Annotated in this window: 28 protein-coding genes; 20 read left to right on the forward strand and 8 right to left on the reverse strand. The window is 71.3% G+C overall.

The window, feature by feature from the left end; genetic code table 11:
- Nucleotides 1–118 precede the first annotated feature (118 nt).
- The gene (locus tag P3T41_RS26555; RefSeq protein ID WP_280693036.1) at nt 119–1459 is read left to right on the forward strand and encodes a chloride channel protein; all 1341 of its coding nucleotides are present in this window, start codon (nt 119–121) and stop codon (nt 1457–1459) included.
- Between the two features lie 30 nt (nt 1460–1489).
- Here the strand turns inward: P3T41_RS26555 and P3T41_RS26560 are convergent, their stop codons facing one another.
- Nucleotides 1490–2422, reverse strand: a complete 933-nt coding sequence (locus P3T41_RS26560; RefSeq protein WP_280693037.1) for an SURF1 family protein — start codon at nt 2420–2422, stop codon at nt 1490–1492.
- Nucleotides 2423–2905: 483 nt separating this feature from the next.
- Between P3T41_RS26560 and P3T41_RS26565 the strand changes: the two genes are divergently transcribed.
- On the forward strand, nt 2906–4150 hold the full coding sequence (locus P3T41_RS26565; protein WP_280693038.1) for a chitinase: 1245 nt from the start codon (nt 2906–2908) through the stop codon (nt 4148–4150).
- Between the two features lie 67 nt (nt 4151–4217).
- Nucleotides 4218–5126, forward strand: a complete 909-nt coding sequence (locus tag P3T41_RS26570) for a polysaccharide deacetylase family protein (protein ID WP_280693039.1) — start codon at nt 4218–4220, stop codon at nt 5124–5126.
- A 222-nt stretch (nt 5127–5348) separates the two neighbouring features.
- Here P3T41_RS26570 and P3T41_RS26575 read toward each other — a convergent pair whose 3' ends face one another.
- The gene (locus tag P3T41_RS26575; RefSeq protein WP_280693040.1) at nt 5349–5744 is read right to left on the reverse strand and encodes a hypothetical protein; all 396 of its coding nucleotides are present in this window, start codon (nt 5742–5744) and stop codon (nt 5349–5351) included.
- 425 nt (nt 5745–6169) lie between these two features.
- Between P3T41_RS26575 and P3T41_RS26580 the strand changes: the two genes are divergently transcribed.
- From P3T41_RS26580 to P3T41_RS26635, 12 genes are all read left to right on the forward strand, one after another.
- Nucleotides 6170–6787, forward strand: a complete 618-nt coding sequence (locus P3T41_RS26580; RefSeq protein WP_280693041.1) for a hypothetical protein — start codon at nt 6170–6172, stop codon at nt 6785–6787.
- A 306-nt stretch (nt 6788–7093) separates the two neighbouring features.
- On the forward strand, nt 7094–7267 hold the full coding sequence (locus P3T41_RS26585; RefSeq protein ID WP_280693042.1) for a hypothetical protein: 174 nt from the start codon (nt 7094–7096) through the stop codon (nt 7265–7267).
- Nucleotides 7264–7707: a hypothetical protein gene (locus P3T41_RS26590; protein WP_280693043.1), complete on the forward strand. Its 444-nt coding sequence runs from the start codon at nt 7264–7266 to the stop codon at nt 7705–7707. Before P3T41_RS26585 ends, P3T41_RS26590 begins: the two co-directional genes overlap by 4 nt.
- A 360-nt stretch (nt 7708–8067) precedes the next feature.
- A complete protein-coding gene (locus P3T41_RS26595; protein ID WP_280693044.1) occupies nt 8068–8373 on the forward strand; it encodes an urease subunit gamma in 306 nt (101 codons plus the stop codon).
- A gap of 54 nt (nt 8374–8427) precedes the next feature.
- Nucleotides 8428–9300, forward strand: coding sequence for a CbiX/SirB N-terminal domain-containing protein (locus tag P3T41_RS26600; RefSeq protein WP_280693045.1), 873 nt, complete (start codon nt 8428–8430; stop codon nt 9298–9300).
- A 59-nt stretch (nt 9301–9359) separates the two neighbouring features.
- Nucleotides 9360–9815 (forward strand): urease subunit beta, encoded by a 456-nt coding sequence (locus tag P3T41_RS26605; RefSeq protein WP_280693046.1) that lies wholly within the window; start codon nt 9360–9362, stop codon nt 9813–9815.
- On the forward strand, nt 9815–11539 hold the full coding sequence (gene ureC / locus P3T41_RS26610) for an urease subunit alpha (protein ID WP_280693047.1): 1725 nt from the start codon (nt 9815–9817) through the stop codon (nt 11537–11539). Before P3T41_RS26605 ends, ureC begins: the two co-directional genes overlap by 1 nt.
- Entirely contained in the window at nt 11536–12231 is a 696-nt protein-coding gene (locus P3T41_RS26615) for an urease accessory UreF family protein (protein WP_280693048.1), read from the forward strand. The genes ureC and P3T41_RS26615 overlap by 4 nt, the downstream gene beginning before the upstream one ends.
- 38 nt (nt 12232–12269) lie before the next feature.
- The gene (gene ureG / locus P3T41_RS26620; protein ID WP_280693049.1) at nt 12270–12890 is read left to right on the forward strand and encodes an urease accessory protein UreG; all 621 of its coding nucleotides are present in this window, start codon (nt 12270–12272) and stop codon (nt 12888–12890) included.
- Nucleotides 12887–13822 carry an urease accessory protein UreD gene (locus P3T41_RS26625; RefSeq protein ID WP_280693050.1) on the forward strand — a complete coding sequence of 312 codons (936 nt, stop codon included), beginning with the start codon at nt 12887–12889 and terminating at the stop codon, nt 13820–13822. The genes ureG and P3T41_RS26625 overlap by 4 nt, the downstream gene beginning before the upstream one ends.
- A 67-nt stretch (nt 13823–13889) precedes the next feature.
- Nucleotides 13890–15266 (forward strand): ammonium transporter, encoded by a 1377-nt coding sequence (locus tag P3T41_RS26630; RefSeq protein WP_280693051.1) that lies wholly within the window; start codon nt 13890–13892, stop codon nt 15264–15266.
- A complete protein-coding gene (locus tag P3T41_RS26635; protein ID WP_280693052.1) occupies nt 15266–16606 on the forward strand; it encodes an ammonium transporter in 1341 nt (446 codons plus the stop codon). The genes P3T41_RS26630 and P3T41_RS26635 overlap by 1 nt, the downstream gene beginning before the upstream one ends.
- A gap of 125 nt (nt 16607–16731) precedes the next feature.
- Here the strand turns inward: P3T41_RS26635 and P3T41_RS26640 are convergent, their stop codons facing one another.
- The gene (locus P3T41_RS26640; protein WP_280693053.1) at nt 16732–17508 is read right to left on the reverse strand and encodes an alpha/beta fold hydrolase; all 777 of its coding nucleotides are present in this window, start codon (nt 17506–17508) and stop codon (nt 16732–16734) included.
- Between the two features lie 265 nt (nt 17509–17773).
- Nucleotides 17774–17989, reverse strand: coding sequence for an MbtH family protein (locus tag P3T41_RS26645; RefSeq protein WP_280693054.1), 216 nt, complete (start codon nt 17987–17989; stop codon nt 17774–17776).
- Between the two features lie 111 nt (nt 17990–18100).
- Between P3T41_RS26645 and P3T41_RS26650 the strand changes: the two genes are divergently transcribed.
- Both P3T41_RS26650 and P3T41_RS26655 read left to right on the forward strand, forming a co-directional pair.
- Nucleotides 18101–18226 carry a hypothetical protein gene (locus P3T41_RS26650; RefSeq protein WP_280693055.1) on the forward strand — a complete coding sequence of 42 codons (126 nt, stop codon included), beginning with the start codon at nt 18101–18103 and terminating at the stop codon, nt 18224–18226.
- 275 nt (nt 18227–18501) lie between these two features.
- Nucleotides 18502–19512, forward strand: a complete 1011-nt coding sequence (locus P3T41_RS26655) for a GNAT family N-acetyltransferase (RefSeq protein ID WP_280693056.1) — start codon at nt 18502–18504, stop codon at nt 19510–19512.
- A 104-nt stretch (nt 19513–19616) separates the two neighbouring features.
- Here the strand turns inward: P3T41_RS26655 and P3T41_RS26660 are convergent, their stop codons facing one another.
- Both P3T41_RS26660 and P3T41_RS26665 read right to left on the reverse strand, forming a co-directional pair.
- Complete coding sequence (locus tag P3T41_RS26660) at nt 19617–20462, reverse strand: metallophosphoesterase (protein ID WP_280693057.1); 846 nt, start codon at nt 20460–20462, stop codon at nt 19617–19619.
- Between the two features lie 263 nt (nt 20463–20725).
- Nucleotides 20726–21577 (reverse strand): carbon-nitrogen hydrolase family protein, encoded by an 852-nt coding sequence (locus tag P3T41_RS26665; protein WP_280693058.1) that lies wholly within the window; start codon nt 21575–21577, stop codon nt 20726–20728.
- Nucleotides 21578–21585: 8 nt separating this feature from the next.
- Here P3T41_RS26665 and P3T41_RS26670 point away from each other — a divergent pair, with 8 nt between their 5' ends.
- The 3 genes from P3T41_RS26670 (at nt 21586) to P3T41_RS26680 (ending at nt 23155) form a co-directional block, all read left to right on the forward strand.
- Nucleotides 21586–22275: an arylsulfatase gene (locus P3T41_RS26670; protein WP_280693059.1), complete on the forward strand. Its 690-nt coding sequence runs from the start codon at nt 21586–21588 to the stop codon at nt 22273–22275.
- A gap of 173 nt (nt 22276–22448) precedes the next feature.
- Complete coding sequence (locus tag P3T41_RS26675; protein ID WP_280693060.1) at nt 22449–22763, forward strand: muconolactone Delta-isomerase family protein; 315 nt, start codon at nt 22449–22451, stop codon at nt 22761–22763.
- Nucleotides 22763–23155, forward strand: a complete 393-nt coding sequence (locus P3T41_RS26680) for a nuclear transport factor 2 family protein (RefSeq protein ID WP_280693061.1) — start codon at nt 22763–22765, stop codon at nt 23153–23155. The genes P3T41_RS26675 and P3T41_RS26680 overlap by 1 nt, the downstream gene beginning before the upstream one ends.
- Before the next feature lie 38 nt (nt 23156–23193).
- On the opposite strand, the gene P3T41_RS26685 is transcribed toward P3T41_RS26680, so the two are convergent.
- Together P3T41_RS26685 and P3T41_RS26690 are read right to left on the reverse strand one after the other, a co-directional pair.
- Nucleotides 23194–24162 carry a 2-hydroxyacid dehydrogenase gene (locus P3T41_RS26685; protein ID WP_280693062.1) on the reverse strand — a complete coding sequence of 323 codons (969 nt, stop codon included), beginning with the start codon at nt 24160–24162 and terminating at the stop codon, nt 23194–23196.
- Between the two features lie 74 nt (nt 24163–24236).
- Nucleotides 24237–24809, reverse strand: a complete 573-nt coding sequence (locus P3T41_RS26690) for a GNAT family protein (RefSeq protein ID WP_280693117.1) — start codon at nt 24807–24809, stop codon at nt 24237–24239.
- Nucleotides 24810–24917: the final 108 nt, after the last annotated feature.

Here is a 24917-nt window from a genome sequence, read left to right on the forward strand (position 1 = left end):
GCGAGCGGGCCGCCGCGTCCGTCCAGGTCCGAAACCGGAAATGCGAGGTAACGGGGCATTCCGCTGGCACCATCAACCGAGAGTCAGGCACCGGACGCGGCGCTGAGGAGGCGACCTGATGTCATCGGACGAGTCGGCGGGAGATCCTGCGGCGGCTCTCCCCCCGGACCCCTTCGCCGCGCTGCGGACCAAGGGCTACCTGGTGCTCCTGGTGCTGGCGGCGGTACTCGGCGTCATCCTCTCGGCCGGCGCCTACGGCTTCCTCCAGGCCGTGGACCAGCTGCAGAAGGCGCTCTACACCGACCTCCCCAGGGGCCTGGGGTTCCACGGGGCACCCCCCTGGTGGCCGCTGCCGCTGCTCGCGGTGGCGGGGTTGCTGGTCGCGCTGACCGTCCAGTACCTGCCCGGCAACGGCGGCCACCAGCCGGCCGAAGGACTCCATACCAGCGGTACCGCGGCGGCGGCCGAACTCCCCGGCATCCTGCTCGCGGCGCTGGCCTCGCTGGGCTTCGGTGCGGTGATCGGGCCCGAGGCACCGCTGATCGCGCTCGGCGGCGGCCTGGCCGTGTACGCCATCCGCCTGATCAGGCCCGGCATGGACGCCAGGACCCAGGCCGTGGTGGGTGCGGCGGGCAGCTTCGCCGCGATCAGCGCGCTGCTGGGCTCGCCGCTGCTCGGGGCCTTCCTGCTGATGGAGGCGTCCGGGCTCGGCGGTCCGATGATGGGGGTCGTCCTGCTGCCCGGCCTGCTCGCATCCGGGAGCGGGGCGCTCATCTTCATCGGCCTCGGTTCCTGGACCGGGGTCGGCGCCGGCAGCCTGTCGATCCCCAGCCTGCCCTCGGTACAGCACCCCAACGTCGCCCAGTTCGGCTGGGCGCTGGCGATCGGCGTGGCGGCGGCGCTCGCCGGCATGGCCGTCCGACGACTCGCGCTCCTCGCCCAGCCGCACGTCAACCGCAGGCGGCTGGTGCTGACCCCGCTGGCCGGCCTGGCAGTCGCGGGACTCGCCATCGCCTACGCCGAGGGCACCGGAAAGGCCTGGTCCGACGTGCTGTTCTCGGGTCAGGCCGAGCTGCCCCACCTGCTGGTCGACAACGCGAGCTACTCGGTGGGGGCGCTGGTCCTGCTGTTCGCGTGCAAGTGGCTCGGCTACGGCGTGTCGCTCGCGGCCTTCCGCGGCGGGCCGATCTTCCCGGCGATGTTCCTGGGCGCGGCCGGCGGGATCGCGCTCTCGCACCTGCCCGGGCTGCCCGTCATCGCCGGTGCGGCCATGGGCATCGGCGCGATGTCGGTCGCCATGCTCCGGCTTCCGATGACCTCCGTCCTGCTCGCCACGCTGCTGCTGGGCCAGGACGGTGTGACGCTGATGCCGCTGGTGATCGTGGCGGTCGTGGTCTCCCACGTCGCCTCGTCCCGGCTCACTCCGCCGCCGGCAGCGCCCACGGCGCCGACGGCGTAGCAAGGGGAGGCGAACGCGCCTCCCCTGCTGCTACCGCGGGGCGTGCTGCGCCTCGCCACCCACTGAGGCGGCGGCGTCCGGCTCGCCCTCGGCATCGTTGGCGTCCTCGGCGTCGCTGCCGTCCTCGACGTCCGGCCCCGCACTCGGCTCGTCGTCCGGCCCCGCGCCGGTGGCGGCCGCCTCGGCCGCGCGCGCTTCGCGGGCGTCGCGCAGGTCGCGGCGCAGCAGGACCACCCAGCCGGCCGGGATCAGCGCGGCGAAGAGCCACCACTGGATCGCGTAGGGCAGGTGGACGCCCTTGCCGACCACCGCGTCGTCGCCGGTGTTGGTGACGTTGGGGCTGGGCACCAGCTCGGCCTGGTCGGCGGCCGGCGGGTTGGGGCTGGTGGAGACCAGTTCCAGGTAGCCCGCGACCACCGGCTGCTTCAGGCGCGCGGCCTGGTCACTGCTGTTGATCCGCATGAACATCCGGTCCGGCAGGCCGTCGAGCTCGCGGCGGAAGGTCTCGTCCGGCCGCAGCCGGCCGGACACGGTCACCTCGCCGGCGGGGGCCGGCGGCACCGTCGGGTAGGTGGTGGCGTCTCCGGGCGAGGCGACCCAGCCGCGGTTGACCAGGACCACCTCACCCGCGTCGGTGACCAGCGGGGTGATCACGTAGTAGCCGACCGCGTCACCCGCGGCGTCGGTGCGCTGGCGGACCACGAACTCGTGCGCCGGGTCGTAGTGACCGGTGGCGGTGACCGGGCGATACGTCTCCGAGGCCGGCACGGTTGCCCCGGGCTGGGAGAGAACATCCATCGCCACCGGCGGCGCGGCCATGGCCGCGGCGGTGCTCCCGTTCTGCCGATTGGTCTGCTCGTAGCGGTGGTACTGCCACTGCCCGAGCAAGACCATGGCGGGGATGATCGCGAAGAAGACGAGGGTCAGGATCGCCCAACGCCGGGTCATGAGGATTCGGAGCACCGTGTGACGGTATCTCCGCTTACACCGCTGCCACGAACCGGCCCCCGTCCCGACACGCCGGATCGGTCGGCCGGGCCGCTGCGCCCGACCGATCCGGCGGGTGCGGCAGCGGGCTGCCGGCGTGCGGGTCGTCACCGCCGCCCGCCGCGATCCGGAGTGGTCGCAGCGTGACCGGCGGCGGTCCCACCAGTCCGCCGAACGAGCGAAGCCGCACCGCTGCGGGCGATTCGCGGAGCGGATGCGGCAGGTGCGCGGCTTACCGTGCTGCGGATGGCTCGCCATTTCTCATATCAACCCATGATCACTCTGCATGGCCTCGCCCCCCACCTGGCCATGCTGCTTCAGGACTTCCCCCTGCGGGATTTCACTCCTTCAGGAGCCCACGCCCCGCAGGACTCCGCTGACGGGCCATCACCCGCAAGCAGCGGCGCACCGTCCCAGTGCGCTGCCGATGCGCCGTCCGGCCCGACCACGAGGACACCGATGCGCCGCCCTCCTCCCCGCCTGGCTTCGGCCCTGGCACCTCTCGCGCTCAGCGCGGGGCTCCTGCTGATCACCCCCGTGCCCGCGCACGCCACCGCACTGCCCGGACCCGGGTTCCCGGCCCGCTACACCGCCCCGTACGTCGAGACCTGGCACTCCGGTGCCTCGCTGACCGAGGCCCGCCGGGCCACCGGGCTCGAGTACTTCACCCTCGCCTTCGTGATCAGCGACGGCGGCTGCCACGGCGCCTTCGACGGCACCGTTCCGGTGACGGACCCCGGGTGGGAAGTCGCCCTGAACCAGTTGCGGTCCGACGGCGGGGACGTCATCGCCTCCTTCGGCGGCGGCGCCGGCACCGAACTCGCGCAGGTCTGCGACTCGGTGGACGCGCTGAAGACCGCCTACCGGCGGGTGATCGACAGGCTCAACCTGACCGCGCTCGACTTCGACATCGAAGGCTTCGCCCTCGACGACACCACGGCCAACGACCGCCGTGCCCGGGCGCTGGCCGATCTCCAGCACGAGTACGCCGCCGCGGGCCGTCCGCTGAGCGTGCACTACACGCTCCCCGCCAATCCGGATGGGTTGTCGACGCAGTCGCTGCGGCTGCTGCGGAACGCCAAGGACCGGGGTCTGGACGTCTCCGTGGTCAACATCATGACCATGGACTACGGCCCCGACCTGAACATGGGCCGGATCGCGACCACGGCCGCCGACGGCCTGCACGATCAGATGGCCCAGATCTGGCCCGAGAAGAGCGCGGCGGAGCTGTGGGCGATGCAGGGGAACACCCCCATGATCGGCGTGAACGACGCCACCAACGAGGTCTTCTCCACCAAGGACGCCCACACTCTGGCGGACTTCGCCAATGCCAAGGGGATCACCCTGCTCTCCTTCTGGGCGGTGGGACGGGACCGGGCCTGCGCCGACGAGGGCACGCTCGCCGGCAGTTGCAGCGGCACGGCGCAGGAGCCGGGCGAGTTCTCCCACCTGTTCAGCCGACCCCAGCCCCGGAGCCGGCCCCGGCCGCACCCCGCGCCGGAACCGCGCTCACCGTACTGCCTCGGCCCGCTCGGCAACCCGCTCAGCCCGGTCTGCGCCGAGCGTCCCACCAACGGCGGCACCGCCACCGCGCCCGCTGCGGACGGCAGCGCCGTGTGGGCCAGCCGCGCCGTCCGGGACAGCGGGTGCGCGAGCGGCTGGGACCAGCCGGCGGTCTGGTGCGACGGACGGGCCACCCCCTGACGGAGACCCGGTCGGGCAGGGGTGTCCGGCAGGCAAGGGGGCTACGCGTCACCGGAGGTAGCGCGACATGATGTTCAGTCAGATCCATACCACTCGGCGCCTGCTGTTCGGCGCAGGCAGCGCGGCCCTGCTGTGCGCCTGCGGGCGGGCTCACGTCAAGGGCGCGGCGGCCGCACCACCCCGTACCGCGAGCGCGTCACCAGGCGCGTCACGGGGCACCTCACCGACGCCCAGCGCGGCGGCGCCGACACCGACGCCGTCGGCAACACCCTCGGCAACGCCGTCGGCGCCACCCGCACCGAGCGCCGCACCGACCGTGCCGCCCGGCACGGCGGGGGCGGCCGCCGGGCGGGCGGCATACGCCGTGCACGCGGGCCCCAAGGTGGTCGCGCTGACCTTCGACGACGGCCCGAGCCCCCTCGACACCCCACGCGTGCTGGCCCTCCTGCGCGAGCACGGCGTCACCGCGACTTTCTTCATGATCGGCAAGAACGTCGCGCGCTACCCGGACACGGCCCGTCAGGTGATCGAGGCCGGCCACCTGGTGGGCAACCACACCTGGTCCCATCCTGACCTCGGCACCCTCGCCAAGGCCGGCGTCCGCAAGGAGATCGAGCGCACCAGCCAGACCATCGCCGACGTCTGCGGCGTGCGGCCGGTCCTGTTCCGCGCTCCCGGCGGGCACTTCACCCGCAACTCCTACGCGGTCTGCGCCGACCTCGGGCTGCGCTCGATCTGCTGGAACGTGGACCCGGAGGACTGGTCGAACCCGGGTTCCGGCGCCATCGCGAGCCGCGTGCTCGGCGCCACCAGGACCGGCTCCATCGTGCTCAACCACGACGGCTGCCTCACCGACGCGTTGATCACCGCGCCGGGCGGGGTCGCCGACCGCTCGCAGACCGTCGACGCGCTGCGCGCTTATCTGCCCAAGCTCCTCGAGGCCGGCTACCGGTTCACCGTCCCCGACAATCCGTGAGCCCGAATTCGCGAACCGACTTCTCCTGAGCCGAGTGTTCCCGAACCGACTTTCCGTGGGCTGACTTTTCCTGGACCGATGTTTCCTGGACCGACTTTTCCTGGACCGCCGCGGGCCGATCCTTTTTGCGGCGGTCCAGCCGCGTCCGGGCAGCCCGATTCGCCCTGCCGGAAGATCCGGCAGGGCGAATCGGCTCGCCGCTGCGGCGTCGCTCCGCAGGAATCAGCTCCCGTACGCACCACCGCGCAGCGCCCGGTAGTTGTTGGGGCAGGTCATGGTGACGCGGTAGCTGCCACCCAGCGGACCGTAGATGTACCGGTAGCCGTTCGCGCAGTCGACGAAGACGTAGAAGTGGTTGCCGGAGCACGAGACCGCGAACGTCGAGCCGTACAGGTAGGCGTCCCAGCAGCTGAGCGAGTCCGCCGTCGCGGGCACCGCTGCGTCGAGCCCGGAGGCCTTCTGGGCGGTACCGCTGGTGGACTCGCCGCTGCTGAGGTCGGTGACCGTGTAGTCGGCGTCCGCCGCCGCGACCGTCGCGTTCGCCTGGCCCGCGGCGACGGCCGCCGCGGCCGGCCCGCCGCTCATGCCGATGGCGAGCAGCATTGCCGCCAGGAGCACACCCAGAGGCTTGAGAAACTTCACCTTGATCCCTTTCTCGCATGGGTTCGAGCGGCGTTATCGCCGACTCGACAATCGAGGTTGGCAATGAGCTTCGCAGAGGCTTTCAAAGGGGAGCAAGACGGCCGTTTTGATCATTAACCGTGACACCCGAACAATGCTCTCTCGGCTACCGCAAGAATTCCAGGCGAATCGATTCAGCTCACCCTGCCCAGCGCCACTGAAATTCACCTGAACGGGCTATCGGAAATGGACTTTCCATGCTCCGGGAGCGCAGCCGGCCAGGGAGAGCGACCGGGGGTCGACAGGGGCCCATCGCACGGCGCACGGCCGGGCGCAGGCCCGGGACGACGCCCGGAGGAGGCCGGCGAGCGAGGTCCGAGCGGGGCCCGAAGCAGGAGTTGAACACGTTCAACTTTTCCGCCATGCTGCTGCCGAGCGAAAGGTCGATCGATGATCAGATCCTGACGGGCCCTCCTGCCCGCTGCCGCGTCGCGCTGATCTGGTTCTACGAGGGGCTCTGGTGCAAGGTCCTGCCCGGGCGGGCGGACCAGCGCGCCATCGTCGCCGGCCTGCCGTTGCTGCCGGCCGGCGCGATCACGCCGCTGCTGCTCTTCGGGCGCATGTACGAAGACGTCGGCATCGAGCTGGCCGCCTTCCCGCCCCCTGGCGCCCGGGGGCACCGGTGGTCGGCCGGTGCGGCTGCTGCTGGGCGATGTGGTCGAACAACTGGCGGCCTCCCCGCCGGCGCCTACGACGCGGTGACCCTGTCCAACGTGCTGGACGGGCCAGGGCCGGAGTTCGCCCGCCGGCTGCGCGCGGCGGTCCGGCACGCGGTACGGCCGGGCGGTGTCGTCGTGCTGCGCAGCATCCGGGAGCCGGGCCCCGCCGGGCCGGGGCTGGCGGCCGAGGACCGGTCGATGCTGTGGGGCGTGGTGCGGGTCACCCGCGTCGCAGACCGGGGGCGGGACGGCGTACGGGATCGGGATCGGGACAGGCCGCCCCGTGCGGGCGAGTCGGCGAGTGAAGGGATCGGATCTTGAGGTACCTGCTGCAGCGTCACCCCATCGCGATGCGCACCCGGTTCGCGCATTCCCTGGTGCTCACCTACGCCCTGCCGCCGCGGGTGCTCACGCCGCTGTTGCCACCCGGGTTCACCCTGGACGTGCGCGGGTGCCCGCGCCCGCTGGTTCGCTCGCCGCCCGCCCAGAGCGCCTGCCGGGCGGCTCCGGTGTGCGGGACACGGTCCTCGCCGTCTTCGCCGCACACGAGTTGCGCGACCGCTCGACCGCGAGGCGCTGTTCGCCGAGTGCGCCCGAGTGCTGCGCCCAGGCGGCACGCTGATCCTGGTGGAACACCTGCGCGACGCGGCGAACACGGCCGTGTACGGGCCTGGTGCCTGGCACTTCCTGCCCCGCTCCGAGTGGCTGCGGCTGGCCTACGGCGCCGGGTTGGTCGAGGCGGGCGAGCGCCGGATCGGCGGGTTCGCCACCGCCTTCGCGCCGCGGAAGCGGCATCGATGAATCAGCTGCTCGAGCAACTGACCACGATCGATACCCAACTGCGCTTGGTGGGCGTCGCGTTGGTGGCGGTCGGGCTCTGGCACGCGGTGTTGCCCAGGGTCATCGGCTGGCCGGCCGACCTGGCCGGCAACAGTCTGACGACTCGTCAAGTCGCTTATGTACACCTGTTCTTCATCGGTTTGACCTGCGTGCTGCTGGGCCTGCTCCCGCCGCTGCCGAGCCGTGAGCTGCTGGCCGGGACGCCGCTGGGCACCGCACTACTGAGCGGGCAGACCGTCTTATGGGGCACCCGCCGGCTCTTCGAGTTCGCCGTCTTCTCACCCAGGCTCTGGCGCGGCGACCGGTTGCGAACGGCGGGGCACCTCGTGCTTTCCGGGCTGTGGACCTGGGTCACCGGGGTCCTCGTGGTCGCACTGGTCCACACCACAGCCGGACACTGACGGCGGAGCCGACGAACCACACCCTCCCCGGGCCGCCGGTCGACACCCGGAGTTCCGCCGGGAGTTCCACCGGGAGCGCCGCACACCCTGTGATCGGGGTGCGGCGCTCTGTCGCGCCCGGCGCGTCCGGTGGCAAAGAGATGGCCAAACCTCTCAAAAGAAGGCCAAGCCTTTCAACAACATGTTGACGATCCCCGCAGGTCGCTCTACGTTTCTCCCATTCGTAACAAATATTCCACATAGTGGAATCGTCAAGCTGCTTGGATTCCCGGCACGACGACGCACCCGGTACCCCCACCCCGAAGCCTCGGTTCGTCGGACCCTGCACCTGCTCGCCCCCGCATCCGGAAGGACTGCTCCATGAATCTCGCCCCACGGGAGATCGACAAGCTCTACGTCTACGTGGTGGCCGATCTCGCGCGCCGGCGCCGCGATCGCGGGGTCAAGCTGAACTACAGCGAGGCCGTCGCCCTGATCAGCGAGGCGATCCTGGAGTCCGCCCGGGACGGCCGGACCGTCGCCGAGTGCATGGAGGTCGGCAAGAAGATCGTCACCGCCGACGAAGTGATGCCCGGCGTGCGGGAGATGCTGCCGCTGCTGCAGATCGAGGCCGCCTTCGTGGACGGCACCAAGCTGGTCTCCTGCCACGATCCGGTCGGTGCCTGAGCCATGCCGGACGCCGTGCCGGATCCCGTGACGCGAGCCGTGCAGCGAACCGTCATGCCGCCCTCGACGGGAACGTCGACCGGAACGTCGACCGCAGCCGTCCCGCCCGCCTCGGTGCTGCTGGTCGGCGGGCACGAGAGCGGCGCGGCGAGCCGGCTGCGGCCGCTGGTCGAGGACGCGATCGCCGTCAGCGCGGTCGGCGTGGGCCGGGACCTGGCGGCCGCCGTCAGCCAGGCACTGGCCGGCTCGGACCGTCCGGTCTGCGTGCTGCCGATGACGCTGGGACGCGATCCCCGGCTGGTCGCCGACGCCGCCCGGACGCTGCGCTGGCTGGCCGGGCCGGCCGGGCAAGGGCGGCTGGCGCTCTGCGATCCGTTCGGCTCCCCCGCCCACCTGGTCGGCTGGCTGCGCGCCGCCGCCGGGCGCGCGCTCGGCACCGAAGCCGCCGAAAGCAGCGGACCCGCCGAAACCATCGGAGCCACCGGCACCGACGACGCGGCCGTGCTGGTGACCGCACCCGTCGCCGGGCCGTTCGAGGACGCCGAGCTGTTCCGGATCGCCCGGCTGGTGCGCCAGTACCGGACCCACCGCTGGGTGGAGGTCGCCTTCGAGGGCGGCGATCCGAACCTCGCCGAGGGGGTCGAGCGCTGCCGCCGGCTCGGCGCGCGGCGGATCGTGCTGCTCCCCGCCGGCTTCGGCCCGGCTCCCACGGTGCCGGGCGCCGAGGACGGCGGGCCGCTGCTCTCGGCGCGGGCGGTGGCCGGCGTGCTGCGAGCCCGGGTCGCCGTCGCGCTGGACCGGCTGCGCCACGGCGAGGACGGCATCGCGGCCGGACTGAACGCCGAGCACGGGCACGGCTTCCCGCACTCGCACGGACCGGCCGACGGGCACGCGCACCCGCACGCCGGCACCGCCCACCACCACTGACCCCCACCAGCTCCCCCGCTCCCCCTCCCCCCACTTCACCGCCGAAAAGAGATCACGCCATGTCAGGCAGGCCTGCGTACCTGTACGGAGACGATCCGGTCGAGATCAACGCCGGCCGCGCCAAGGTCAGGCTCACGGTCAGCAACACCGGCGATCGCGCGGTCCAGGTCGGGTCGCACTACCACTTCTTCGAGGTGAACCGTGCCCTGGACTTCGACCGCAACCAGGCCTTCGGCATGCACCTGGACCTGCCGGCCGGCACCGGCGTGCGGTTCGAGCCCGGCGACACCCGGGAGGTGGAGCTGGCCGCCTACGCCGGCCACCGCCGGCTGATCGGCTTCAGCTCGCTGGTGGACGGCGGGCTCGGCTCCGCCGACACCCGGGCCAGGGCGCTGCGGCGCGCGGTGGAGTTGGGCTTCACCGGCGCCCGGGCGGAGTCCGCACAGGACCAGCGGCAGGACCAGCAGCAGGACACGGCCCAGGCTCAGGCCGCGGCCCAGAAGGGCGAACTCTGATGGCGATCATCCCCCGCAGGCAGTACACCGACCTGTTCGGCCCCACGGTCGGCGACCGCTTCCACCTCGCCGACACCAACCTGGTGGTCGAGGTCGAACGGGACCACAACCAGGGCCACTACGGCGACGAGGCCGTCTACGGCGGCGGCAAGGGCATCCGCGACGGGATGGCCCAGGACCCGGCGGCCACCAGCCTGCAAGGCGCGCTCGACCTGGTGATCACCAACGTGGTGGTGATGGACCCGGTGCTCGGCATCGTCAAGGGCGACATCGGCGTCAAGGACGGGTTCATCACCGCCGTCGGCAAGGCGGGCAACCCGCGGCTGCAGAGCGGGGTGCACCCGAAGCTGGTGATCGGCCCGGGCACCGAGGTGATCTCCGGCGAGCACCTGATCGCCACGGCCGGCGGCATCGACACCCACATCCACTTCATCGCCCCGCAGCAGGTCCAGGAAGGCCTGACCAACGGCATCACCACGCTGATCGGCGGCGGCACCGGCCCGACCGACGGCACCAACGGCACCACGTGTACGCCCGGTCCGTGGAACATCGGCCGGATGTACCAGGCGGTGGAGGAACTGCCGGTCAACGTCGGCCTGCTCGGCAAGGGCAACGCCTCGCTGCCCGAGGCGCTGCGCGAGCAGGTGGAGGCGGGCGTCTGCGGCCTGAAGGTGCACGAGGACTGGGGCACCACGCCGGCCGCGATCGACACCGCGCTCAAGGTGGCCGACGAGTACGACGTCCAGGTGGCGATCCACACCGACACGCTCAACGAGTCCGGCTTCTACGAGGACACCCTGTCGGCGATCGACGGCCGCACCATCCACACCTTCCACACCGAGGGCGCGGGCGGCGGCCACGCGCCGGACATCATGCGGATCGCCGGGGAGCCCAACGTCCTTCCCTCGTCGACGAATCCGACCCTGCCCTACACCGTCAACTCGATCGACGAGCTGCTCGACATGGTGATGGTCTGCCACCACCTGAGCCACCACATCCCCGAGGACGTGTCGTTCGCCGACTCCCGGGTGCGGTGCGAGACGGTGGCGGCCGAGACGGTGCTCCACGACGAGGGCGTGATCAGCATCTTCTCCTCGGACTCGCAGGCGATGGGCCGGATCGGCGAGTCGTTCACCCGTGCCTTCCAGACCGCGCACCACTGCAAGGAGCAGCGCGGCAAGCTGGCCGGCGACAGCGAGCGCAACGACAACTTCCGGGTGCTGCGCTACCTGGCCAAGCTCACCATCAACCCGGCCATCGCCTCCGGCACCGCCGAGTACATCGGCTCGCTGGAGCCCGGCAAGCTCGCCGACATCGTGCTCTGGCCGATCAACTCCTTCGCTGCCAAGCCCAAGTTGGTGATCAAGGGCGGCATGGTCAACTGGGCGCTGATGGGCGACCCGAACGCCTCGCTGCCGACCACCCAGCCGATCTACTACCGCCCGATGTACGGCGCGCTGGGCAAGGCCCGGCAGGCCACCCGGGTCTCCTTCATGTCGCAGGCGGCCGTCGACCGCGGAGCGCCCGCCGAACTCGGCCTGGACAGCCGGGTGTTGCCGGTCCGGCACTGCCGCACGGTGGGCAAGCAGCACATGGTGCGCAACGACGCCACGCCGCGGATCGAGGTGGACCCGGAGACCTACAAGGTCACCCTGGACGGCGTGCCGGCCACCATCGCGCCGGCCGAGAGGCTGCCGCTCAACCACCTCTTCTACATCGCATGACCGCCACCGCGCTCGACACGCTGCTGGTCAGCCTCCAGCTGACCGACTCCGCCTTCCCCAGCGGCCTCTACACCCTCTCGCACGGCCTGGAAGGCTTTCTGCAGGCCAAGCAGGTGGACCAGGAGACCATGCCGGAGCTGCTGGCCGACCTGCTGCACCACTCGGTCGGCCCGGCGGACGCCACCGCGCTCGCGCTGGCCAACCGGGCGGCCACGGCCGGGGACTGGGCGGACGTGGTCGAAGTGGACCAGCGGCTGTTCGCGAGCAAGCTCAACCGCGAGCTGCGGCTGGCGGCCACCCGGACCGGGCGGCAGATGCTGGACACCGCCCAACTGGCGCTGGGCGGCGAGGCTTTGGACCGCTATGCCGAGCTGGTGAGCGCCAAGCGCTCGCCCGGTTGCCAGGCGGTGGCCGCAGGAGTGGCGTACGCGGCCGGCGGGGTGGCGACCGAACAGGCGGTGGCGAGCGACCTGTTCGCCTTCGCGGTCAGCTTCGTCTCCGCCGCGCTGCGGCTGCGGCTGACCGATCACCGGCGGGCGCAGACCACGCTGCGCGGACTCGCTCCGGTGATCAAGGAGGTCACCGAGGCGGCACTGCACCGCGAACTCGCCGACCTGGGCGGCTGCGTGCCGATCGCCGACGCCATGTCGGCTCGCCACGAGCGGGCCGACGGTCGGATGTTCGCCTCCTGACGAAGCGTCAGATCAAGATCAGAGGAAGAAGGCAGGCTATGACGGACGACGTGCTGCGGGTGGGCATCGCCGGCCCGGTGGGCTCCGGGAAGACGGCGCTGATCGAGGCCCTGGTGCCGGTGCTGATCGCCCGGGGCCGACGCCCGGCGGTGGTCACCAACGACATCTACACCCAGGAGGACGCCCAGCACGTGCGCCGCAACCTGGCCGGAGTGCTGGATCCCGAGCGGGTGGTGGGCGTGGAGACCGGCGCCTGCCCGCACACGGCCGTCCGCGACGACCCGACGATGAACCTGGCGGCCGGGGCCGAACTCCTGGAGCGCTTCCCGGACATCGACACGCTGCTCTACGAGTCGGGCGGCGACAACCTGACGCTGACCTTCAGCCCGGCCCTGGTCGACATGTTCTTCTTCGTGCTGGACACCGCCGAGGGCGAGAAGATGCCCCGCAAGCGCGGCCCGGGCATCACCGACTCGGACGTGCTGGTGATCAACAAGGTGGACATCGCCCAGTACGTCCGCTGCGACGTCGGCGTGATGTCCGCCGACGCGGACCGGGTCCGCGAGGGCCGCCCGGTGGTGCTCACCAACAGCCTGACCGGTGACGGCATCCAGCAGGTCGCCGACCTGCTGGAGGGCTACCGCAAGGTGCCCGCGTGACGGTCCGGCTGGCGCCCGCCCACTACGAGCCGGCCCGTGTCCCCGCCCAGGTGCGGCGGTACGCGGGCCGGCCGGACGCGCTCGGCGTCGGCGCGCCCGGCAAGGTCGGCCTGCTCGAACTCGGCTTCGAACGAGTCGGCGGCCGAACGGAGTTGGTGAGCCACTACCAGAAGTCGCCGCTGCAGATCATGCGGCCGCTCTACTTCGACCCGGCCCGCCCCGACCTGGCGATCACCTATCTGATGTCCACCGGCGGCGGCATCGTGCAGGCCGACCGGCTGCGCCTGGACCTGGACTGCGGCGCCGACACCGCGGTGCACCTGACCACCCAGGCGGCCACCAAGGTCCACCGGATGGACGCCGACTACGCGACCCAGCAGGTCTTCCTGACCGCCGCGGCGGACGCCTACGTCGAGTACCTGCCCGAGCCGACCATCCCCTACCGCGACTCGCGGTTCTACCAGCGAACGGTGATCACGGCCGACCCCTCGGCCACCGTGCTGGCCGCCGAGACCGTGCTGGCCGGGCGACTGGCCCGCGGTGAGCGCAACGCCTACCAGGTGTTCGCCGCGGACCTGGAGTGGCGGCGGCCGGACGGACGGCTGTTCGCGCTGGACACCGTGCGGCTGGAGCCGGGCGGCCCCGCCGCCGGGGTCACCGGGCCGGCCGTGCTGGGCCGTTACGACCTGGTCTCCAGCTTCTTCGTGGTGACCCCGCTGGCCACGGCCACCGCGGTCGCCGACGCACTGCACGACGCGCTGGCGGGCAGCGGCCTGCTCTACGGCGTGAGCGTGCTGCCCGAGGACACCGGCGCCTGGCTGCGGGTGCTGGGCGGCGACTCCCCCGCCGTCACCGCGGCCGTGCTGCGCACCTGGCACGCCGTGCGCCAACTGTTGATCGGCGTCCCGGCTCCGGTGATCCGCAAGTCCTGACCCCCATAAGCCCCCGCTTCCGGCACCGTCCCAATCCCCTGTCCCCGTCCCCCCAGAGAGACTCCGGATGCCTACCTCAATCGATACGGGCAACACCGCCTGGCTGATGGCGAGTACCGCGATGGTGCTGCTGATGACGCCCGGCCTCGCCTTCTTCTACGGCGGCATGGTCAAGACCAAGCACGTGCTCGTGATGCTGAAGATGAGCTTCGTCTGCCTGGCCATCGTCACCCTGCTCTGGCTGGCGATCGGCTACAGCCTCGCCTTCGGCAAGGACGTCGGCGGGCTGGGCCTGATCGGCACCCCCGAGCACTGGATGATGCACGACATCGGGATGACCAGCGTGCAGGGCAGCACGGGCATCCCGACCGTGATCTTCTCCTGCTTCCAGATGGCCTTCGCAATCATCACCGTGGCGCTGATCAGCGGCTCGATCGCCGGTCGGGCGACCATGCGCGGCTGGGTCTGGTTCGCGATCGCCTGGACCCTGCTGGTCTACGTGCCGCTGGCGCACTGGGTGTTCGCCCCGGACGGCTGGGTGCCCGCGCACCTGGGCGCGCTGGACTTCGCCGGCGGCCTGCCGGTCGAGATCAACTCCGGTGCGGCCGGCCTCGCGGTGGCGATCGTGGTGCGCAAGCGCAAGGACTTCGAGCGGGAGACCATCCGCCCGCACAACCTGCCGCTCGTGGTGATCGGCCTGGCGCTGCTCTGGTTCGGCTGGTTCGGCTTCAACGCCGGTTCCGCGCTGCAGACCGGCGGCACCGCCCCGATGGCCTTCCTCAACACCCAACTCGCCGCCGCCGGCGCGATGGTGGGCTGGCCGCTGATCGAGAAGTGGAAGCTCGGCCACGTGGAGATGCTCGGGGTGGCCGGCGCGGCCGTCGCGGGCATGGTGGCGATCACCCCGTCCTGCGGTGAGATCTCCCCGATCGGCGCGCTGGCGGTCGGCTTCATCGCCGGTGTGGTCTGCGCGTTCGCGATCAACTTCAAGTACAAGATGGGCTACGACGACACCCTCGACGTGGTCGGCGTGCACGGCTTCGGCGGCATCGTCGGCACCGTGGCCATCGGCCTGTTCGCCACCGTTCAGATGAGCGGCAAGAAGGGCCTGTTCTACGGCGGCGGCGTCGACCTGCTCTGGCGCCAGGCCGTTGCGGTCGTCGCCTGTGCGGCGTTCTCCTTCGCGGCCACCTGGCTGATCGCCAAGGTGATCGAGAAGACCGTCGGCTTCCGCGCGAACGAGGAGTACGAGCACGTCCCCGGCCAGGAGGAGGAGCAGGCCTACGACGACGAGACCGTCTCCGAGATCCGTTCGCGCCTGATCCAGGCCCGCGTTCCGGTGACCGTCGGCGCGCAGGGCGCCGACGTCGATGGCGCCGCTGCCGACCACCAGTTGCTCGCCGAGCTCCGCGAGGTGCTGGTGCGGCGGGATCAGGAGAAGTGATGCTCGACTCGGGCAATTCCGCCTGGTTGATGATGGCCGCCGCCATGGTCCTGTTGATGGCGCCTGGCCTGGCCTTCTTTTACGGCGGCATGGTGAAGACCGGTCAGGTCATCGCCATGCTCAAGATGTGCTTCGTCTGCGTGGTCCTGGTGACCATCATCTGGTTCACCGTCGGCTACTCGCTCGCCTTCGACAAGGACGCCGGCGGGCTCGGCCTGATCGGCGGCGTGAACCACCTGTTCATGTCCGGGGTCGGGATGGACAGCGCGACCGCGGGCGTGCCGACCGTGGGCTTCTCGGTCTTCCACATGTCCTTCGCGATCGTGACCGTCGCGCTGATCAGCGGCTCGGTGGCCGGGCGGGCGACGATGCGCGGCTGGATCGCCTTCGTCTGCGCCTGGACGCTGCTGGTCTACATCCCGACGGCGCACTGGGTGTTCTCGCCCGACGGCTGGGTCGCCAAGCAGGTCGGCGCGGTCGACTTCTCCGGCGGCACGGTCGTCGAGCTGAGTTCGGGCGCGGCCGGCCTGGCGCTGGCCCTGGTGGCCGGCAAGCGGCAGGACTTCGAGCGGACCAAGATCCGCCCGCACAACCTGCCGCTGGTCGTGGTCGGGCTGTCGCTGCTCTGGTTCGGCTGGTTCGGCTTCAACACCGGCTCCTCGCTGGGCACTCCGGGCGCGGCCGCGATGGGAGTGATGAACACCCAGCTGGCCGCCGGCGCCGCGATGGCCGGCTGGGCGCTGACCGTCTGGCTTCGGGCCCGCAAGGTCGGACTGCTCGACATGTGCATGGGCGCGGTCACCGGGATGGTCGCGATGACCCCGCTGGCCGGCGGCGTCAGCCTGGCCTGGGCCACCGTGATCGGCTTCCTGGCCGGCCTGACCTGCGCCTTCGCGATCAGCTGGAAGTACCGCTTCGGGGTGGACGACACCCTGGACGTGGTCGGCATCCACGGCTGGGGCGGCCTGTTCGGCATGGTGATGGTGGGACTCGCGGCCACCGGTGCGATGACCGGCAAGAAGGGCGTGTTCTACGGCGGCGGTTGGGACCTGCTGGGCAAGCAGCTGGTGGCGGTCCTGGTGCTCGGGCTCTTCTCACTCGGGATGACCGCGCTGATCGGCAAGGTCGTGGACCTCACCGTGGGCCTGCGCCAGCAGAGCGCGGCCGAGGAGCACGAGCAGGTCTACCAGAACGACTGGGACGCCCAGTTCAAGGAGATCGCGGACGCCCTGCGGGGCAGCGACGAGAAGGACCCGGCGCAGTCCGGACCGGATGCGAGCGCACTGCTGGAGCAGGTGCGCCGGATGCTCGCGCCGGACGAGCAGCGGCTGCCCGACTGAGCGAGCGCGGCACGAGGACGAGGCGGCCGTCCGGGGCTCGGGCCCTGGGCGGCCGCCTCGCGTCCGCACACCTCACGTGCGCACACCTCACGTCCACCCGCCGGGTGTCCTGCGCCGGGCGCTGGTCAGCCGGGGGTCGCGGCGAGGTCGGAGGTGACGGCGGCGAGCACCTGGTCCTGCGACTCGCCGGTGAGGAAGAAGTGCCCGCCGGAGAACATCCGCACCGAACTGCCCGCACTGGTGGTGGCCGACCAGCGGTCCAGGTCGGCGGCCGCGACGGTGTCGTCCAGCCCGGCCAGGACCGAGACCGGTATGTTCAGCGCCGGGCCGGTCGGCGGCTCGGCGTGGTAGCCCGCGCAGATCGCGAAGTCGGCGCGCAGCGTCGGCAGGATGAGTTCCAGCAGATCGGGCTGGGTCAGCACCTCCTCAGGGGTGCCGCCCATCTCGCGCAGGTCCTCGACCAGTTCGTCGTCCGACCAGGCCTCCCGGCCCGGCTTGCGCGAGCTCGAGCCCGGCCCCGGGCAACCGCTCACCAGCAGGCGACCCGGCAGGCGGTCACCGTGCTCGGCCACCGCCCGGGTGACGCCGTAGGCGAGCATCGCGCCCATGCTGTGGCCGAAGAACGCGTACGGCCGGTCCAGCCGGGGCCGCAACACCGCGTGCGTCTGCGCGACGGCCTCCCGGTAGTCGGTCAGGCAGGGCTCGCCCAGCCGCCCCTCGCGGCCCGGCAGCTGGACGGCGAGCAGTTCGACGTCCGCCGGCAGCAGCTTGGCCCAGCTGCGGTACAGGTACGCCCCGGCCCCGGCCGGGTGGAAGCAGATCAGCCGGAGGCGGGCCTGCGGGCGCGGGGCCAGCGGGCGGATCCACGCGTCGGCGGAGGAGGAGATGGGCTGCAGTGACATGGCGGAAGCCTTTCAGGTATCGGCGTGCGTAGGCAAAGGGCCCGGGCCGATGATCGGCCCGGGCCCCGCCCGTCGGAAAGCGCTTGCCCGCCCTCGATCGACTAGGGCCTGTACGGCGGATCTTTTCGGATGAGCCCGCGGCGTTGGGCGCCCGGCTGGGCGTGCGCCCGAGTCGTCCTCGTACTGGACGTACTTGGGCGATTCGGGCGTGCGTCCAGCCGGGATGCCCGGCGTCGCGGGCCCGGAAAGATCCGCCGTACAGGCCCTAGTTCGACTCGGCCATCGCGCGGATCAGGCTGGCCGGGCGCATGTCCGTCCAGTTGGCCTCCACGTGGTCGAGGCAGGCCTGGCGGCTGTCCGGGCCGTGCGCGGCGGTCCAGCCGGCCGGCACCTCGGCGAAGGCGGGCCAGAGCGAGTGCTGGTTCTCCTCGTTCACCAGCACCAGGTAGCTGCCGTCAGCGTCCTCGAACGGGTTCGCCATGGTCTTCGTTTCCTCTCTGTACTTCTGAACTTCTGAGCTTCTGAACAGCGGTCAAGGGTGGTCGTGCTCGGTCGTGCTCACACCCAGGGCGGAGGGTAGCGTCATGTCATCATGGGTGCAGTCGACCCCGGTGACCCGCAACTCGCCGGTGCGGTGCTCGCGCCACACTTCGGCGGCAGGTGCACAGTCGGACCGACCATGATCGGCGCGGAAGAACAGCAGATCGCCGCCGCATGACCGCAGGGTGAACTTGTCTCGCTGAGGCCTCTGGTTTGGTCCCCGGCGCGTCTGCACGACCTCCCTGACACGCCCTCATTCCCGCTCGACCGTATAGAGAGTGCCGTGCTGCCCTGCGTACAGTGGCCTGCGGGCCCTGCTGTGCGGGCCGTATCGGAGATCGGAGCTGGGGGGCTCTGGATGATGCAGAAGAGAGCCAGTCGCGAGTGGCGGGGGCTCTCGCAGGCAGGGATCCGCGACCATCGACGCACAACACAAACCTTGGAGAGGCGTTCGTGAGCTTCCAGATCAGGCCGTTCGACACGGAGACGGCTTCCGACCGTGAACTCTCCGAATACCATCTCGCACGGGCCGCAGCCTGGCAGCTCGAATTCCCCGAAGATCCACCGGTCACCTACGAGGCCGCGGTCGGTCGGCTGCGCACGCCGTGGCCGAGCGATGGGGAGTGCCGGTACTGGGCCGGCTATGTGGATGGTGTCCTGGTCGGGCTGGGCAAGCTCTCGTTGGCGGGCGCCGAGAACAGCGGGATCGCGCAGACCGAGGTGACGGTACATCCCGACTTCCGGCGTCAGGGGATAGGCACCGAACTGCTGCGGGCACTCATGCTCGCGGTGCGGGAGACGGGGCGGCCGACGGTGAACGGCAGCGCGCTGAAGGCTGGTTCCTCCGGCGCCGCGTGGGCGGAGCGCCTCGGCTTTCGGGTGGTGAACCGCACGGTGATCCAGGAACTTGTCATCAATCAGACGAAGCCGGAACTCTGGGACGTGCCGGTTCCCGACGGCTACCGCCTGACCGGCTGGGTCGGTTCGATTCCGGAGGAGCTGATCGCGTCGTACGCGGTCGCCAGGCAGGCGGTGCAGGACGCGCCGCTGGGCGAGTCCAGTATCCGGCTCCCCCGTTGGGACCCGGCTCGGATCCGCAGGGAGGAGCGGGAGTTGGCCGAGCAGGGTGCCGAGGAGCGGGTGGTGGTCGCGATCCAGCAGGCGACCGGCGAGGTCGTCGGGGTCAGCGGGATCCTCACCTACGCCTACCGTCCGGAGAGCTCCTTCGTGAACGACACCTCCGTGGTGGCGACACACCGCGGGAACGGCCTCGGTCGGGCGATGAAGGCGGCGATGATGCGCCAACTCATCGTCGAGCGACCGCAGGTGCGGCGGGTCGTGACGAGCACCAACGCGGACAACGTCCACATGATCGCGGTGAACGAGTCGATCGGGTACCAGATCCTCCGCCGTCTGATCTGGGTGGAGGCGACCCCGGACGTGCTGACCGAGGCACTGCGCTGACCGAACGTCCGTCCTGACGGCCGGCATCCAGCCCTGCGGGCCGTCAGGACGTTGCATGCGCAGGCACGTGAAGCACGGCGTTACGGCACTCATCTGACGGAACGTCAGGAGCGTTCTCCCGGACCGGAGTCCGGGAAGACCCGGCGCGGTCCCTGCGGCCCGCCGCGCGGCCGCCACTCGCGCGGGTAGCCCACCGAGACCTCCTCGAAGCGGATGTCGTCGATCCGCAGGGTCCGGGGGATGTGCAGGTGCCCGTAGACCGCGACCGCCGCGCGGTACTTGCGGTGCCAGTCGGCGGTGCGCTCGGTGCCGCACCACTGCGCGAACTCCGGGTAGCGCAGCACCAGCGTGGGCTCGCGGCGCAGCGGGAAGTGGCTGACCAACACCGTAGGCAGCGCGGGGTCGAGTTCGGCCAGCCGTCGCTCGGTCACCGCGATCCGTGCGTCGCACCACTCCTCCCGGCTCGCGTACGGGTCGGGGTGCAGCAGTTTCTCGTCGGTGCAGACGATCCCGGTCTCGTGGGCGTAGGCCAGCCCCTCCTCCTTGGTGTGCGTACCCGGCGGCCGGAAGGTGTAGTCGTACAGCACGAAGAGCGGCACCACGCTGACCGGTCCGCCCGCGCCGCGCCAGACCGGATACGGGTCCTCCGGCGTCTGGACGTCCAGGCTCCGGCAGCGCTCGACCAGCGCCAGGTACCGGGCCTCGCCGCGCAGTTGGACCGGGTCGTCGGGCGGGGTCCACAGTTCGTGGTTGCCCGGCGCCCAGATCACCGCGGCGTAGCGCTCGCGCAGGCTCCGCAGGGCCCACTCGATGTCGCTGAACCGCTCGCCGACATCGCCGGCCACGATCAGCCAGTCCTGTGCCGATGTGGGCCGGAGCTGCTCGACGAACTCGCGGTTCTCCCGGTAGCCGACGTGCAGGTCACTGATCGCGAACAAGGTGCCGGTCAAGCCGTTGCCTCCTTCAACACGGCCGGCTGTGCACCCGCAGGGAGCGCGGCGAGCAGCCGGCGGGTGTACGGCGCCGCCGGAGCGGTGAAGACCTCCACCGCCGGGCCGCTCTCCACGACCCGCCCATTCTCCATGACCGCCGCCGGTCGCTCAGGTGATCCACGCCGCCCAAGCCGTGCGAGTCGAGGAGCAGCGCACGTCGGCCGCCGCGCCGCACGTCATACCGTATGCCGCACGTCACGCCGTATACCGGGCCGACAGGTTCAGAAGCGGGTGCGATCCGCGCTACGCGGGTCGGCGACGCGACGAGCTTCGTAGATCTGGCCGGCGCGGGCCAACTCGCGCCAAGGGCCTGCCTTGTTCAACGCGACGTCGAGGCTCGGGTCGGTCCGGTCGAGGTCCACGCAGACCATTGCCGTCGTGCCGTCGGCTGGGCAGCGGTCCAGCCAGGAGCCGTGCGGGCCGATCACGCCTGCGGCCATGGCGGCGCTGCACTGTGCCGGGACGGAGGCGCTGATCCAGAAGGTCTGGGAGGCCGCGTGCCCGCGTGCCAGCACGTCGAACACCGGGTCTTCGGAAAAGGAGGAGAACAGGACGCAGTCGACGCCCAGTTCGCGGTACTCGATGAAGAGCTCTGGGAAGTTGACCTCGATACACAGGGTGCAACCGAACCGGAAGCCGTCGATGTCGAAGGTCAACGGCGCGAACCCGGGTGAGTACCAGCCGGTGATCTCCGTGTGGGAGCACCGGCGCTTGTCGTAGCGGCCGATCAACCGGCCCTCGTCGGAGATCACGTACAAGCTGTTGTGGGGCCGATTGGGCGGGGTCAACCGGTGGCCGGCGCCCACCACGACCCAGAGCCCGAGGTCGGCGGCCAGCTCGGCGGTGAGCTCCAGTTGGTCCCGCACCGACTCCCAGTCGATGCGCCAACCCGCCAGTGCCTCTTCGGCCTCGGCGCCCGAGGGATAGCCCGAGATCGCTCCCTCCGGGAAGTGCACGAGTCGGGCACCCGCGTCCCGCGCCTGCCCCATCAGTTCACGAACCGCCTCCCCGTTGGCCGACGGGTCACAGGTGACCGGGGTCTGAGCGACTGCTATCCGAATGCGGTCTGCCACACCGACCTTTGTACCCGATCGTCGGTGGAAAGGAGGAGCTCGCACGCCTGGACTACGGCATCATCGGCACCATGGTCATCATCGGCTTCCTGCACACCTCCGACGTCCACCCGGCCACCTTCCGCGCCCTGGTGGTGGAACTCGCGCCGCAGGTGACGGACCACCACCTGGTCGACGAGTCGCTGCTGGCCGACGCCCGCGCCGGGCGCCCGTACACGGAACGGCTGCGGGCGCGGCTCGGCGAGCTGGCCGAGGCGGGCGCCGAGGTGATCATCTGCACCTGCTCCACCATCGGCGGCACGGCGGAGGAGTTGGCGCCGAACGTGCTGCGGGTCGACCGCCCGATGGCCGAACAGGCCGCCCGGTACGGCCGGATCGGCGTGCTGCACGCCGTCGAATCCACCCTCGCCCCGACCCACGCCCTGCTCATCGAGGCGGGAGCCGACCCGGCCGGCGTGCTGCCCGTGACCTGTCCGGGGGCCTGGGACCTGTTCGAAGCGGGCGACCTGCCCGGCTACTACGCCGCCGTCGCCGAGCGGATCCGCGCGGCGGCCGGCTCTGTGGACGTGATCGTGCTGGCCCAGGCGTCGATGGCACCGGCGCTCGACCTGCTGGGCGAGGTGCCGATCCCAGTGCTCAGCAGCCCTCGGTCGGCGGTGCGGCGCGCGCTCGGGCTGCCTGAGGGCGGGTCGGCCTGAGGGTGGGTCGGCCTGAGGGCGGGTCGGCTGCCGGGCGTCGGCGGACACCGTCTGACGGCGCGCCCGGTTCGGGTGGATGATCCCACCGACACGCCGAAGCCGCCGCTACCGTCGTCAGTGCCCTGTCGTTCGTTGTCGGATATTCGGACATGACGTGCTGAGGAGAACCGCCCATGGAGTTCCTGGTCGACATGGTGACCACCGTTCCGGAGGGCACCTCCGAGGAGGCTGTGGCGGAGATCCGGGCCCGGGAGGCAGCGCGATCACGGGAACTGGCAGCCCAGGGCAGCCTGCTGCGGCTGTGGCGCCCACCGCTCGCCCCGGGTGAGTGGCGGACCTGGGGCCTGTTCAGCGCGCCCGACGCGGAGCGGCTGGAGCAGTTGCTGGCGTCGATGCCGCTGCGGGTGTGGCGGCACGACACGGTGACAGCGCTTTCCCCGCACCCGAGCGACCCCGAGGCCGGATCAGCCGGAGCGGGAGAACGCTGATGCCCACCACACCTGAGGACGAAGCGATCCTCGGCGACGTCCTCGACCGGTGGAAGACCGCCGTCGACGCGCACGAACCGCAGCGCGTCGCCCGCTGCTTCACCGAGGACGCGATCTTCCAGGGCCTGCACCCGTACGGCGTCGGGCGGCAGGGCGTCGCCGACTACTACGCCGCCCAGCCCCTCGGCATGACGGTCACCTACCGGATCCTCGAAACCAGGCGCCCGGCCGACGGCCTCGTCCTCGGCTATCTGAGTGTCGAGTTCTCCTTCACCGACGTCACCACCGGCATGACTGACCAGCCCGCTCTGGACGTCTGGCTGAGCGTGCTGCTGACGCGCACGGCGGACGGCTGGCTGATCAGCCACTACCAGGTCTCCCGGCTGGGGTAAGCGCTTTCCCCACCGCCACCGCCCGCGCCCGCACGGGGTCAGTCCCGCGGCATCACGTTCGCCAGCGGCTCGCCCTTGGCGAAGCGGGTCAGCTGAGCGGCGATCAGGCGGCGGGCACGGGGTAGGAAGGCGGAGGAACTGCCCCCGACGTGCGGGCTGATCAGGACGCCGGGCGCGTGCCAGAGCGGGTGGCCGGCGGGCAGCGGTTCGGGGTCGGTCACGTCCAGCGCAGCCCGCAGCCGCCCGGCGGTCAGCTCCGCGAGCAGCGCGTCCGTCACCACGACGGGGCCGCGCGCGACGTTGACCAGCAGCGCGCCGTCCCGCAGTGCGCCGAGGAAAGCGCTGTCCACCAGGCCTTGAGTGGCGGGTGAGAGCGGCACGGCCAGGATCACCACGTCCGCCTGGGGCAGCAGTTCCGGCAACTCGGCGAGCGCCCGCACCGGCCCGGCCGGCGTCGTACGCGCGCTGCGGGCCACCCGCAGCACCTCGCACTCGAAGGGCCGCAGCCGGGCCTCGATCGCCTCGCCGACCGAACCGTAGCCGACGATCAACACCGTCTTGTCCGCGAGCGCCGGGTAGAAGCCGGAGCGCCACTCCTCGGCGTCCTGGCCCCGGACGAAAGCCGGGATGTCGCGCAGCGCGGCCAGGGTGAGCGTCACCGCCAGCTCGGCGGTGCTCGCGTCGTGCACCCCACGGGCGTTGCAGAGCAGGGCACCGGCCGGCACGTGCGCGACGATGTCGTCCACTCCGGCGGTCTGCGTCTGCACCACCCGCAGCCGCTCCATCGCGGGCAGTAGCGGCAGCACCGTCCTGGTCCGCAGGTACGGGACGACCAGCAGCTCGACCCGCGCCAGCAACTCGCCCGGCGGCGGGCCCGGGTGACCGTCACACGCGACGCCGTCGAAGGTGTGCACCTCCAACCCGCTCGGCAGTCCCGGGATCTCCGCCGCCGGGTACGGCAGTAGCACCACGGGGTCGGACGGCAGGCCGGCGGGTTCAGTGCTCATCGGTGCCGCCGGCGTCATCGGTGTCCTGGGCGGCGTGGGCGGCGTGGGTGTCAAGGGCGTCATGGTCGGTGAATCTACCCAGCCGCCGGGAGCGCGGCCCACTCCCGGTCCAACAGGGACATCCGGACGGAGTCGACCCACTCGCCCTCATGCAGCAGCGTCTCCCGCTCAACCCCCTCGGAGACGAAACCGACCTTCTCGTACACTCGCCGGGCTCGCGGGTTGAACGCGTAGACGAAGAGCGAGATGCGGTGCAGTCCCAGCTGCTCGAAGCCGTGGCCGACGATCAGGCGGGTCGCCTCCGTCCCCAGGCCTCGGCCGCGCCCGGCAGGGCCGAGCAGGGTACGGAAGACGCAGCTGCGGTTGTGCGCGTCCCACTGGTTCAGCACCACCTCGCCCACCAGTTCGCCGGTGGCCCGGTCGACCACCGCCAGGTCGAGCCGGTCCGTGGCGTCGGCACGCGCGGCGTAGATGGTGCGCAGCCGCTGCTCGTCGAAGCTGAGGTGGGCCCCGCCGGTACACCTGCGAACCTCGGGGTCGGCCAGGATCGCGGCCATCGGCAGCCCGTCGGCGGCGGTGAAGGGGCGCAGCAGCACACGCTCTCCGGTGAGTACCGGCTTGGTCGAGAAGTCGGGGATCGGCCGCATCGCCGCACCGTCGGTGATCATCTCGGGATTGTCGGCGATCATCTCGGAGGCAGGCAAGCGCTTTCGGAGCGGCTGGGCAACTGGGCGGGTGGACAGCCGGGCTGACGG

This window comes from Kitasatospora sp. GAS204B (assembly GCF_029892155.1).
Lineage (GTDB): Bacteria > Actinomycetota > Actinomycetes > Streptomycetales > Streptomycetaceae > Kitasatospora.

Bases quoted from the DNA above. Each gene is read 5' to 3' on its own strand.
- P3T41_RS26650 (WP_280693055.1), top strand. From the start codon at position 18,101: ATGGGTGCAGTCGACCCCGGTGACCCGCAACTCGCCGGTGCGGTGCTC.
- P3T41_RS26635 (WP_280693052.1), top strand. From the start codon at position 15,266: ATGCTCGACTCGGGCAATTCCGCCTGGTTGATGATGGCCGCCGCCATG.
- P3T41_RS26675 (WP_280693060.1), top strand. From the start codon at position 22,449: ATGGAGTTCCTGGTCGACATGGTGACCACCGTTCCGGAGGGCACCTCC.
- ureC (WP_280693047.1), top strand. From the start codon at position 9,815: ATGGCGATCATCCCCCGCAGGCAGTACACCGACCTGTTCGGCCCCACG.
- P3T41_RS26590 (WP_280693043.1), top strand. From the start codon at position 7,264: ATGAATCAGCTGCTCGAGCAACTGACCACGATCGATACCCAACTGCGC.
- P3T41_RS26600 (WP_280693045.1), top strand. From the start codon at position 8,428: ATGCCGCCCTCGACGGGAACGTCGACCGGAACGTCGACCGCAGCCGTC.
- P3T41_RS26615 (WP_280693048.1), top strand. From the start codon at position 11,536: ATGACCGCCACCGCGCTCGACACGCTGCTGGTCAGCCTCCAGCTGACC.
- P3T41_RS26690 (WP_280693117.1), bottom strand. From the start codon at position 24,809: ATGCGGCCGATCCCCGACTTCTCGACCAAGCCGGTACTCACCGGAGAG.
- ureG (WP_280693049.1), top strand. From the start codon at position 12,270: ATGACGGACGACGTGCTGCGGGTGGGCATCGCCGGCCCGGTGGGCTCC.
- P3T41_RS26645 (WP_280693054.1), bottom strand. From the start codon at position 17,989: ATGGCGAACCCGTTCGAGGACGCTGACGGCAGCTACCTGGTGCTGGTG.
- P3T41_RS26595 (WP_280693044.1), top strand. From the start codon at position 8,068: ATGAATCTCGCCCCACGGGAGATCGACAAGCTCTACGTCTACGTGGTG.
- P3T41_RS26605 (WP_280693046.1), top strand. From the start codon at position 9,360: ATGTCAGGCAGGCCTGCGTACCTGTACGGAGACGATCCGGTCGAGATC.
- P3T41_RS26640 (WP_280693053.1), bottom strand. From the start codon at position 17,508: ATGTCACTGCAGCCCATCTCCTCCTCCGCCGACGCGTGGATCCGCCCG.
- P3T41_RS26565 (WP_280693038.1), top strand. From the start codon at position 2,906: ATGCGCCGCCCTCCTCCCCGCCTGGCTTCGGCCCTGGCACCTCTCGCG.
- P3T41_RS26580 (WP_280693041.1), top strand. From the start codon at position 6,170: ATGCTGCTGCCGAGCGAAAGGTCGATCGATGATCAGATCCTGACGGGC.
- P3T41_RS26685 (WP_280693062.1), bottom strand. From the start codon at position 24,162: ATGAGCACTGAACCCGCCGGCCTGCCGTCCGACCCCGTGGTGCTACTG.
- P3T41_RS26555 (WP_280693036.1), top strand. From the start codon at position 119: ATGTCATCGGACGAGTCGGCGGGAGATCCTGCGGCGGCTCTCCCCCCG.
- P3T41_RS26570 (WP_280693039.1), top strand. From the start codon at position 4,218: ATGATGTTCAGTCAGATCCATACCACTCGGCGCCTGCTGTTCGGCGCA.
- P3T41_RS26680 (WP_280693061.1), top strand. From the start codon at position 22,763: ATGCCCACCACACCTGAGGACGAAGCGATCCTCGGCGACGTCCTCGAC.
- P3T41_RS26630 (WP_280693051.1), top strand. From the start codon at position 13,890: ATGCCTACCTCAATCGATACGGGCAACACCGCCTGGCTGATGGCGAGT.